The 6,818-nt window shown below is 57.3% G+C and carries 8 protein-coding genes and 1 pseudogene; 5 read left to right on the top strand and 4 right to left on the bottom strand.

Annotated elements, in window-relative coordinates; genetic code table 11:
* The coding region (locus ACI3K0_RS27710) for a class II aldolase/adducin family protein (RefSeq protein WP_404946712.1) at nucleotides 1-425 on the top strand (425 nt) is incomplete at its 5' end.
* A gap of 242 nt (nucleotides 426-667) precedes the next feature.
* On the opposite strand, the pseudogene ACI3K0_RS27705 reads toward ACI3K0_RS27710, so the two are convergent.
* The 4 genes and pseudogenes from ACI3K0_RS27705 to ACI3K0_RS27690 all read right to left on the bottom strand — a co-directional run.
* Nucleotides 668-1,042, bottom strand: a pseudogene (locus ACI3K0_RS27705) (M20/M25/M40 family metallo-hydrolase); the annotation flags it as partial.
* Between the two features lie 86 nt (nucleotides 1,043-1,128).
* Nucleotides 1,129-1,575 carry a GNAT family N-acetyltransferase gene (locus ACI3K0_RS27700; protein WP_404946711.1) on the bottom strand — a complete coding sequence of 149 codons (447 nt, stop codon included), beginning with the start codon at nucleotides 1,573-1,575 and terminating at the stop codon, nucleotides 1,129-1,131.
* A 55-nt stretch (nucleotides 1,576-1,630) separates the two neighbouring features.
* Complete coding sequence (locus tag ACI3K0_RS27695; protein ID WP_404946710.1) at nucleotides 1,631-2,080, bottom strand: hypothetical protein; 450 nt, start codon at nucleotides 2,078-2,080, stop codon at nucleotides 1,631-1,633.
* Between the two features lie 84 nt (nucleotides 2,081-2,164).
* Entirely contained in the window at nucleotides 2,165-2,926 is a 762-nt protein-coding gene (locus ACI3K0_RS27690; protein ID WP_404946709.1) for a DeoR/GlpR family DNA-binding transcription regulator, read from the bottom strand.
* An 83-nt stretch (nucleotides 2,927-3,009) separates the two neighbouring features.
* Here ACI3K0_RS27690 and ACI3K0_RS27685 point away from each other — a divergent pair, with 83 nt between their 5' ends.
* The 4 genes from ACI3K0_RS27685 (at nucleotide 3,010) to ACI3K0_RS27670 (ending at nucleotide 6,783) form a co-directional block, all read left to right on the top strand.
* The gene (locus ACI3K0_RS27685; RefSeq protein WP_404946708.1) at nucleotides 3,010-3,591 is read left to right on the top strand and encodes an NUDIX domain-containing protein; all 582 of its coding nucleotides are present in this window, start codon (nucleotides 3,010-3,012) and stop codon (nucleotides 3,589-3,591) included.
* A gap of 139 nt (nucleotides 3,592-3,730) precedes the next feature.
* Nucleotides 3,731-4,522 carry an alpha/beta fold hydrolase gene (locus ACI3K0_RS27680; RefSeq protein WP_404946707.1) on the top strand — a complete coding sequence of 264 codons (792 nt, stop codon included), beginning with the start codon at nucleotides 3,731-3,733 and terminating at the stop codon, nucleotides 4,520-4,522.
* Entirely contained in the window at nucleotides 4,519-5,118 is a 600-nt protein-coding gene (locus ACI3K0_RS27675) for a LysE family translocator (RefSeq protein WP_404946706.1), read from the top strand. The genes ACI3K0_RS27680 and ACI3K0_RS27675 overlap by 4 nt, the downstream gene beginning before the upstream one ends.
* Before the next feature lie 696 nt (nucleotides 5,119-5,814).
* Nucleotides 5,815-6,783 (top strand): SDR family NAD(P)-dependent oxidoreductase, encoded by a 969-nt coding sequence (locus ACI3K0_RS27670; RefSeq protein ID WP_404946705.1) that lies wholly within the window; start codon nucleotides 5,815-5,817, stop codon nucleotides 6,781-6,783.
* Nucleotides 6,784-6,818: the final 35 nt, after the last annotated feature.

Below are 6,818 nucleotides of genomic sequence, written 5' to 3'. Positions count from 1 at the left end.
GCGACAAACCGACAAAAGAAGCATTTCTGCACCAGTGCGTTTACTGCAACCGCAGGGCTGCCAACGCCGTCGTTCATCTTCATTCAACTCACGCGGTTGCACTCAGCATCCTGCCGGAAATCAATCGTGCCGACGCTCTTCCGCCGCTTACCGCCTATTATGTCATGCGCGTCGGAAGGCTTCCGATCGTCGATTATTTCCCGCCGGGTGATGTGAGGCTGGCAGCGGCTGTCCAGCGCAAAATCAGTCATGCGCATGCGGTCCTTCTAGCAAACCACGGGCCGGTTGTTTCCGGTAAATCATTGCTGGACGCGCAATATGCAGCTGAAGAATTGGAAGAGACCGCAAAACTTTACCTGCTGGTCAGAGGCCTCAAGGTCTCGTCTCTCACGCAGGCGCAAGTTGATGAACTCTCGCGCGGATAGCTGCAGGATGAGGGATGGCGAGCGCCACCTCGACGCCGCATGGCTGAAACAACGGCCGACCGGCTTGCTCTGTCCTCGGGCCTGCCGAGGTCTGGGCATTCTGTTCGTAAAGTGCCAGAAAATCGTGGGTGCCACTGGATCGCCTAAATAGCTGAAAATACTTGCGGTCAATGCCAAGGTCCGGTTCTCTTCAAGGTTTGAAATCACGGACTGCTGCCGCTTAGACGGGTGGTGATAACGGTTTACGTTCCGGCGGCTCCAGGGTTTGTCTCCGCTCCATTCGACATGGCCAAACGACGCCGCGCTATCCTCGCGTGAAACCGCAAGCCGTGAACCAGTCCCGCGTCACTGAAATCATAGTTCGGATTGTGCAGCGGTGCAGACTTCTCACCGTTGCCAAGAAATACGAAGCACCCCGGAACCCTGGTGAGGAACTGGGCGAAGTCTTCCGACGCCGTCATCGGTTTCGAGCCGGCTCGAACATGGGCCGCACCGAACAGATTGTTCGCCACGTCTGTCGCCTCATTTGCCAGTGTGACATCGTTGACGAGCGGAATGAATCCCTGCGTATAGTGGACATGCGTTTCGACATTGTAGGCGAGGCCGGTACCCTTAGCAGATGAGGCGAGAACCGGCCGCAGCGGGCGGCCGAAGAATTTAAACATTGCTCAATTCGCCAAAAACGCCTTTGTTGTCTTGCCTTTCAAAGAATTTTTTCCAGTCGGATTCCGCCAGCGCCGGGTCCCAACTCGGACCAGCCGCAGGCGAGGTAGAAGCGCAACGCCGTTCTGGTGCTGACCAGCTTTCCCAGCGATATGCCTGCATCGCGGAGCGAGTCTTCCATAGTGGCCAACAGTGCCTTGCTCACCCCCTGAAAGCGATGCTCAGGAGCCACGTAGTTGAGGACGATGCTGTCGCCTGCGACTGCCCCGACCGCAGCGATCTCGCCGCTGACTTCTGCGACCCAGACCGTTTGATCCTGATTGTCCATCATTTCGCCGACACCTGCTTCGGACTTGTTTTTCGTCCACTGGTGCAGGCGGCTTGAATCGTTGCCATGATCCTCGATGCAAAGGGATGTGATCGAGGCGGTCAGCACCCGGCTCATCGCCGGAATGTCTGTTGTCTTTGCCTTGCGAATGTTCACCATCTTCTCTTCCCAGATTCATCGGCCGTTTGGAGCCTTAACTAAAATCCGGCCGCCATCACGGCTTGGGAATGGACCCGTCCGGCATACGCTGACCACGCGCTTTCATTTCGGCCTTGGTTTTCCGAAACTCGATGCAGGCGTCGAATCTGGGGTTCGTCTTGCAATAGGCTTCCAACCGCTGGACGTTTGCGGCCATCATGCCGGGGACATACTGCTGGAAATCCTGCATGCGTCGGGTGGTTTCGGCAGTGACGGCCATTTGGGTCATGCCGGTTGGATCCAGTCCTCCAAAGGTATTTGCGGCCGCGATAGCTGGCGCCATGTCACTTGCACGCTGTGCCGATTTCATCGCTTTGGCCATCTCGGCATCCGTCAACGGCCTGGCCGTCATCACACCATCTTTGGTGGTGCCGTTATAGCCTATCGGCGTCGCGGGCGGTGCGCTCTGGCAGCCGGCGAGCAGAGAGGCAAAAAACGGGAAGAGAAAGAGTATATTTCGAGACAAGGGGTTCACTCAAAGTTGGACGGCATGGTTCGCTCTGTTTGGATAAGGCTGGGCGTGGTCGCGCCAACATCCTGACCAATTTGTTCAAGCCTGAGCGCGCGTGATCGAGATCCCACGGGATCTGTAAGGCTCCACGAGATCATTCGGGCAGCTCTTCTCCACAATCAGCCCGTCGATTTGATCAAGACCGATGATATCGTAAGCGGACACCGCGCCGAGTTTCTCTTTCGATGCGAGGACAATCGTTTCCGCCGACTGGCGACTGATGGCGCGTTTGATTGCCGCCTCTTCTCTGTCGCCTGTCGTCAGTCCATGGTCGGGATGGATGCCGGTTACGCCCATGAAAAAAATGTCGGCGCGGATGTGGGAGATACCCTCACTGGCCACGGAGCCCACTGCCACGTTGGAGTGCTTGTAGATGCGGCCGCCGACGAGCTCCACTTCGACGCCTTGGTGGTCGGACAGCGCGACCACTATATCGGGGCTGTGCGTGACAACGGTCGCACGGAGTTGCATCGGAAGGGCACGGGCGACCGCGACGGTGCTGGTCCCGCCATCCAGGAATATGATCTGGTCGTTCCTGACCATCGCTGCCGCCGCCTTCGCGATGGCCGTCTTGTCCTCGACGGAAATGTTCCTTCGGCTGGGGAGGTCAGCGAGTGCTTTGGATGCTGGTAGCGCTCCACCATGGACCCGTTGAAGCAGACCTTCCGCGGCGAGCTCGCGGAGGTCGCGACGGATCGTATCTTCCGACAGGCCCAGCGTCAGGCTGAGCTCTTTCGCGACCACGCGGCCGGTGGTTCCAAGGGTCTCAAGGATAAGGGCTTTTCTTTCGCTCGTCAGCATCACGTCCTCGCGCTGTTTTGCGGCTTATTGCACGAAATATAAATTCATGCAATACCATGCAATTATGTGCAGCGGAGACGAGCATGACAATATCTGATCGGGTCAAGGTTGAAGAGGTCACTACGCTCTCCAACGACTGGTACATTCTGAAGAAGACAACGTTCAGCTTCCTGCGAGGGGACGGGACCTGGCAGCGGCAAAGTCGGGAAACCTATGATCGCGGCAATGGTGCGACGATCCTTCTCTACGACCTTGAGCGTCGTACGGTCCTTCTGACCCGGCAGTTTCGCTACCCGGCCTACGTGAATGGCCACGATGATCTTCTGACCGAGGCTCCGGCCGGTCTTCTGGACAATGCCAGTCCGGAGGATCGGATCAAGGCGGAGGTCGAGGAGGAAACCGGATATCGGGTCAGCGATGTGCGCCAGATTTTCGATGCCTTCATGAGCCCTGGCTCGGTGACCGAGAGGCTTCACTTCTTCATTGGTTCCTATTCAGCCGCGGACCAGGTATCCGACGGCGGTGGAAACGCGGATGAAGACGAGGATATCGAGCGCCTCGAACCAACGATAGATGAAGCGCTGGAAATGATCGGGGATGGGCGCATTCGGGACGGCAAGACGATCATGCTTCTCCAGCATGCCGCCCTTCATGTGTTCAAATAACAGGATCATGGCGACGGGATAAACCGTAGGCGTCGCGATCCATCCGTTCGGTTGTCTAATCATGCATACTATAGAGACAGGTACATTTCTGGGACGGGTTCCGTTTGCACGGATCGGCAGTGGCCGGAACCCAATCCTCGTGATTAACGGTGGCCAGGGTTTCATGATGACGCCAGGCCGCAAACGTTTGTCGAAGGACATCAGGCGCCTGAAACGGCTGCTACCGAACGACCGGAGTATCGTTCTCGTCGGCTACGATCCGAACCCCACTACCGTAACGGTCGAGGGGCTGGCGGATGATACTGCGGAAATTATCGATCGACACTTCGGCGGGCGAGCGGATGTGGTGGGCATCTCCTATGGCGGCGTTATCGCCTCTCACCTCGCGGCGCGTTCGCCTGAAAAAATCGACAGACTTATCCTGGTAGCAAGCGCCCGTCGTTTTTCGACCGAGGGAAAGCGTATCCTGAGACGCCAGATCGAATTGGTTGAGGCCGGGGATATGAGAGGCTTGTTGAAAGAATTCACCTCCATGTTCCGAAATCCCTTGCTTAACTGGCTGGTGGGTTTGCGAGTGTGCATTGGCGGAAATCGCATGTTGCAGCGGTTCGGCAAGCCAGAGGTTATTGTTCGATATCTCGACGCTATGCTCCGAAGCGAACCGCCTGGGACCGACGCGGTACCGTTCCATACTCGTACGCTCATTATCGGGGGTAGCCGGGACCAGTTTTTTGCCGAGGCAATCGTTGAGGCCGCTTTGCGCGATTGCGGCGTCCGGGTCATTGTTCTTGAAGAGGAGACTCACATGGCCCCGGTAGCGCGCGCGACAACAATAGAGCGATCCATTGCCTCGTTCCTCAGCCATGGCGGCAAACATGGGTCGTCGGGATCATTGCAAACAACTCGAAACTTGAAGGGATCGGGATCATGACTCCTGCCTTGCTGTTTTCCATGGCAGCCTTCTCGCTGGCGGCCTCCATCTCGCCCGGGCCCGTCAATATTGTTGCGATGTCGGCCGGGATGCGACATGGATTTGTCCGGTCGATGTGGTTCGTCACAGGGGCAACAATAGGGTTCGTCGTCCTGCTGGTTTTTGTCGGCCTTGGATTGAGCGCCGCCATCAGCTGGCTTCCCAATCTGCTCGCCGTTGTCCGCTGGGCAGGTGTCCTGTTCCTCATATATATGGCAGTTGGCCTTGCGACCGACGGTGGGGCAATGTCTCCAGGGCGGACGGGGAATGCACCGAGCGCCGTGGATGGAGCGTTGCTACAATGGCTCAATCCAAAGGCCTGGCTTGCATCGATCGCCGGAATGGGCGTCTTCTCGGCAGGCGCAGATGTTGACCGGCTTCTGACCTTCGCGACCATCTACTTTATCGTTTGCTACCTCTCTATCGGATGTTGGGCAATTGCCGGAACCTTCCTTCGCCGTTGGGTAGCCGATCCCTCGAAAATCAGAGTGATGAACAGGCTGCTCGCAGCACTCCTGACGGCAAGCGCCGCCTATCTGGCGTGCGCTGGCGTCTAGTTCAGATCGCCATAGTGTAGCCCTGTTTACGCTTGTCCCGGCGTGCATCGGTGAACTGTCTGACGGCATGAATTGCCAGCGCGACCAAACGGGACATGGTGTGGATTTCAAGGCGCATCCTAATCTCGTATAGCTTGCTTTGGCCGTGCTGTGTTCGTTCCGCAGCAATCATAGAACATTCGCAAGGGCGGCGAGTCTCCTCCGAATGGCGTCCCTGTTACTGCGCAGCCTCCAGGTTTTGTGTGAAACGGCATTGCCTTCCTGACGATCAGACGGGGCGCCAAATATCCTGCAAGTTTAAGGTGCTCCGACCAATATTTCGATGATGTTCAACTCGTCACCTACCTTCCGCGGGTTCGCTTCTCTTCAAGGCGAAAGAAGTCTGGAAGGCTCTGTGTCATCCCGCCAAAGACCTGCACTCGGGACTATTGCGCCGGATCAGAGATGCCGAGACAGTGTCGCGACCGGTACAAGAGACGATGCCTATCCGGATTGGATACCGCCGCTAGAATTCGTCGACACGCCCGATCACTTAATGACAACACAGTAGATGAGGGGCGAGGTCGATCAGGAATTCATCGGAGCGTAGCGAAATCCGGTGCTGGCCTGTATAACATCGACTGGCGACATCGAGCGGAAACGGGCTTTAGGTTCCATGTGGATTTAGCGAACCGCAATTGAAAGGGTGGGGCAAAGATGCGAGCAGTTCAAACCTCCCTTCACACGCTTTTCGGACCTGCCGCAACTGCGGCGGAAGCTGCTGTTGGCGTAGATCTCACAGGGCGGGTTGCATTGGTAACCGGTGGCTCCTCCGGTCTGGGCCTGGAGACAGTTAGAGTGCTCGCGGCACGCGGCGCAAGTGTCTGCGTAACCGCGATAGACCCGGTGGCCGCCCGAGCCGCCTTGAAGGGGATTGCTGGCGTGGAGGTGGAGCACATTGATCTGTTCGACCGCCCGTCAATTGAAAGATTCGCCGCAGCATTTCTCAAGCGCCAAAGCCGACTTGATATTTTGATTCTCAATGCGGGTGTGATGGCAAAGCCGCTAATTCGCGACATCGATGGCCATGAGCGCCATTTTTCCGCCAACTATCTTGGACACTTTCGGCTCACCGCCTTGGTGTGGCCTGCACTGCTTGCCGCACCCAAGTCTCGAGTCGTTGTCCTCTCGTCTCGGGCACATCACTTGTGTGACGTCGATCTCGACGACCTTGATTTCGTCCGGCGTCCCTACGACAAATGGATGGCCTACGGCCAGTCAAAGACAGCAAATGCACTTCTTGCTGTCTCGCTGGACGAGCGGGGGCGGCACCATGGCATCCGCGCGTTTTCTGTACACCCTGGAATGATAATCACGCCGGGGATCCAGCACCTGACGCGCGCGGAACTTGATGCTTTTGCAGTTCTTGCGGCGGACGGCACACCCATCATTGATCCCACACGGGATATGAAAACCGTGGAGCAAGGCGCGGCGACGACCGTCTGGTGCGCAACCTCGCCAATGCTGGACTCGATAGGGGGCGTGTACTGCGAAAACTGTGATGTCGCACCCGTGGATCAGGACAGTTCCTTCGGGGTAAGACCCTACGCGATCGACCCGCAAAGAGCCGAGTTGTTATGGCAGGCAACCGCGAGGCTGACCGGTATCGACATTACAAGACCCTGACATACCATGGCTAGCCGTTGTGCGTTCTCCGCGCC

The sequence above is a fragment of the Rhizobium sp. ZW T2_16 genome, assembly GCF_044987325.1.
GTDB lineage: Bacteria > Pseudomonadota > Alphaproteobacteria > Rhizobiales > Rhizobiaceae > Neorhizobium > Neorhizobium cellulosilyticum.
Note: the sequence above shows the minus strand (reverse complement) of the source record. Positions and strands in the feature narration are given on the sequence as shown.